Below are 3498 nucleotides of genomic sequence, written 5' to 3'. Positions count from 1 at the left end.
GACTTTGCTGAATTTGCCAAATCTAAGAATATTATTTTAAGTACAACTCAAAACTCAAGCCCTTATGAAAACGCCGTAGCAGAAAGAATTAACGGAATTTTAAAACATGAATTTGGACTAAACAAGACTATTGCTAATTTAAAAACAGCTGAAAAAATGGTTAAACAAGCTATCGAAATTTACAATAATGAGCGTAGACATTGCTCTCTTGAAATGAAAACACCAAATTATGCACATCTAAATCAAATACATGAATACAAGTCTTATAAAAACAAAAAAAATACTACTTTAGCTACGTAGGAATGTTGACAAGTTTGGAAAAAAATCCCTTCAAAGATTTTTTCTAAACTTATCAATATTACGTCAATAATAAACTATTTTTGAAATTATACAGTAACCAAAAATAGTCAACCTATATTAGGACAAGACAGCAGAAAAAATAAAAAACAAAAAAAAACAAAAAATGAATAGACAAAAAAGAAGAATAATAACTCAAATCTATATTTCTATACTTTTCTTATTATTTAGTACTTACGGAGGTTATTCTTTAATAAATGATAAATTTCAAATATTAAGTACTCAGTACACTATAATTATTTCTTTAACTATTTTCATTTTTTCAACTTACTTATTACTAAAAGCATATTTAGATTTATCTGAACTAAGCTCAAATACATCAAAATTCTCATTGGGAAGCAAAAAAGAAAAAAATCAAGACTCAAACGAAAGCAGTTTGGATTTTTTAATGAATATAATTGATTCATTTCCTGAATTAAAAAAAGAGTTTATGACAAAAATGGTCGAAAATTGTAAAGACCTTTTTACTCAAGAATTTCCGAAATCTCTCTCATCTTCAATTTACTTAAATGAACTATCCGAAATTGATACAAATATAAAAAGGCAAATTAAAAGACTAGTTTATAATTCAAATTTGAACTTGATTATAGGGATATTAATAAATTCAGTTGGTATAATTATTCTCTTTTTCTCAATATATAATTTAAATGATTATTCTAAATCTAACATAATTCCATATTTCCTTCCAAGAATTTCAATCGTAGTTTTTATGCAAATATTTGCATTCTTTTTTTTAAAACTATACAAAGAGTGTCTTAATGATATCAAATTTTTTGAAAATGAAATTACTAATCTGAATTTTAAGATAACAGCATTAAAAATTGCTTTAGACCAAAATGAAAAAGAAATAATTAACCAATTAATTTTAAATTATTCGAAAGTTGATAGAAACTCAACATTTAAAAAAGCTATAGAAAATAAAAATAATGAATCTGGAGAATCTCAAAATGAATCATTACAATATCTTACTAAAGTTTTAGATAAAGTGATTGAATTAATACCTAAAAAATAAAGCCTGCATACAACAGCCGTTACAAGATATTTGGGTTTTAGGCTGAATTTAAAGATGGTTTTGTACTTGGAAAATTAGTGTTTAATGGAAAAAACTCGCATATTTAATCCCAAACTTCTTGTAGCGCCAAGACGTTGTGCGTCAGCAATGAAAAAATTGACGACAAGAAAATCGGATGAAAAATCGAACTAAACTAAAATCAAATTATGAAGAAAATCCTAATATTATTTATAGTTGCAACTTTAAGTTTAAATTGTAGCAGTGATAACGAAAAACAAAATTTAGATATTAATGTAAGTGGAAGAGTAACAAACGAAAGTAATGTTGGTGTTGGAAATGTTACTATTTACATACAACGTGGAAAAATAGGAAACTATACCGCAACTGTATATGAACAATATGAAACTGTACTAACAAATTCATCTGGAAATTATAGTTATTTAGTAAAAAATGAAACCTTTCAATATAAAATATGCTGTGGAATTCCAACTGGTTATTCAATTGTAGGACAAAGTTGCACAGATGTAAATCAAAGTATAGTGAATAACCAAACTGTTCCAAATAATATTAATTTCAAATTATCTCAATAAAAAAAATAACGAAAATTTAAACCAACTATTTTGCCGAACGCACAACAGCGGTTTGCATAAATGGCGAAATATGTGGTAAATTCACGTTTATCTTTCGCAAAATATTTTATCTTAGCCGAAAATAATCGGTCACGAAGTTCGCCACTTCTGCAAGCCGCGAAACGTTATGTGCAAGCGCCCAAAAAAATGAGAAAATTAACCTTTATATTACTATTTTTTATTAATTCGATTTATTGTCAAGATAAAACGAACGGTTTAAGTATTAGTGGAAATGTGAAAGTCCTATTTGGTTTTGAAAATATTATACCAGAGAATTTACTAATTGAACTTAATCCTGATAATAAATTTTGTAAAATTGACAGTTTAGGAAACTACAAATTTGAAGATTTAGAAAGCGGAATTTATGAATTAGAAATTAATGACTTCAACCTAAATTCAGAAAAACATAAAGTAGAAATAGTGTCTAAATCTATTACTGATTTCAATATTGTTGTTTTCGCAAAATGTTAAGTCAATAAAGAAGTTGCAGAAATTGACATCAAGAAAAATAAATCAAAACTACTTTTAATTGGAAGCATTGCTCCTATTATTTATAGTAATCAATATAAATATGAAAAAAAATATAACATTGAATATTATGATTTTGGTTGTATTACGCCTAACGAAGAATGTGTAATCCAATACAATAAAACAATTTTTGCAGATTTGGATAAGAAATTTGGCAAAAAATGGCGAAAAGAAGTCAGAAAGGACGTAATCGGACTGAAATAAATCCAGCACATAACAGCCGTTTGGCGAGATTGGGGTTTTAGTGGAATTAGCGTTTTTTATCATATCTTCGTTTCGGCAGAAAATACTCTGCTTTAAAATCCCCAACCTCACCAAGCGCCAAGACGTTATGCGTCAGCAGGTTGGATCACACAGAAAAAGAAGAAATTAAAGCTTGAAAACTGAAATGCAAAACTTTGAAAGCGTAATTTTTATCGATTTTTTTGACTTTTAAAAATGAAAAATGAAAGTTGATCAACTTTGCGGAAAGCAGAAACCTGAAAATTGAATTTGATTAATTTTATAGAATGTGGAAACTTGAATATTAAAATCTGATTAAGATTTTGGAAAACAGAAACTTAATAAAATTGGCTGAATATTGAAATGGAAATTAGAAACTTAAAAAGTAAAATTTTCGCGATTTTTTTTTGATTTTTAAGGTCCAAATAGATCTTTAAAAATGAATAAAATAATTAAATTAGCAAAAGCCAATTGAAATAAATTGGAATGGAAAAACATACAACATATACTGCCGAACGCATAACAGCCGTTTGCCATGATTGCGGGTTTAGTGGAATTAACGTTTTTATGCATATATTCGTTTCGGTTGAATATACTCTGCAAGAAAATCCGCAACCACGTCAAGCGCCAAGACGTTGGCAGTCAGTTTGGTAGAACGAAAACGAAAGTTGCAAATTATGACAATAATCGGGAAATATAAAGTTGAAATTTTTGCAGAAGAAACATTTGAAAGTGGTTTTACTGATAATA

Annotated in this window: 6 protein-coding genes; 5 read left to right on the top strand and 1 reads right to left on the bottom strand. The window is 27.5% G+C overall.

Features of this window, described 5'->3' with window-relative positions; all coding sequences use genetic code 11:
• The 5 genes from MW871_RS16245 to MW871_RS16425 all read left to right on the top strand — a co-directional run.
• On the top strand, window positions 1-300 hold a 300-nt coding region (locus MW871_RS16245), incomplete at its 5' end, for an integrase core domain-containing protein (RefSeq protein WP_248427411.1).
• Window positions 301-463: 163 nt separating this feature from the next.
• Entirely contained in the window at window positions 464-1369 is a 906-nt protein-coding gene (locus MW871_RS16240) for a hypothetical protein (protein ID WP_248429431.1), read from the top strand.
• Between the two features lie 206 nt (window positions 1370-1575).
• Complete coding sequence (locus MW871_RS16235; protein WP_248429430.1) at window positions 1576-1959, top strand: carboxypeptidase-like regulatory domain-containing protein; 384 nt, start codon at window positions 1576-1578, stop codon at window positions 1957-1959.
• Between the two features lie 186 nt (window positions 1960-2145).
• Entirely contained in the window at window positions 2146-2469 is a 324-nt protein-coding gene (locus MW871_RS16230; protein WP_248429429.1) for a hypothetical protein, read from the top strand.
• A 21-nt stretch (window positions 2470-2490) separates the two neighbouring features.
• On the top strand, window positions 2491-2730 hold the full coding sequence (locus MW871_RS16425) for an FEKKY domain-containing protein (RefSeq protein ID WP_486599187.1): 240 nt from the start codon (window positions 2491-2493) through the stop codon (window positions 2728-2730).
• A 583-nt stretch (window positions 2731-3313) separates the two neighbouring features.
• On the opposite strand, the gene MW871_RS16225 is transcribed toward MW871_RS16425, so the two are convergent.
• A partial coding sequence (locus MW871_RS16225) for a hypothetical protein (RefSeq protein ID WP_248429428.1) occupies window positions 3314-3498 on the bottom strand: 185 nt, incomplete at its 5' end.

This window comes from Flavobacterium pygoscelis (genome assembly GCF_023162025.1).
GTDB lineage: Bacteria > Bacteroidota > Bacteroidia > Flavobacteriales > Flavobacteriaceae > Flavobacterium > Flavobacterium pygoscelis.
Note: the sequence above shows the minus strand (reverse complement) of the source record. Positions and strands in the feature narration are given on the sequence as shown.

Excerpts from the sequence above, each read along its gene's own strand:
- MW871_RS16240 (WP_248429431.1), top strand. The coding sequence starts at position 464 with ATGAATAGACAAAAAAGAAGAATAATAACTCAAATCTATATTTCTATA.
- MW871_RS16235 (WP_248429430.1), top strand. The coding sequence starts at position 1,576 with ATGAAGAAAATCCTAATATTATTTATAGTTGCAACTTTAAGTTTAAAT.
- MW871_RS16230 (WP_248429429.1), top strand. The coding sequence starts at position 2,146 with ATGAGAAAATTAACCTTTATATTACTATTTTTTATTAATTCGATTTAT.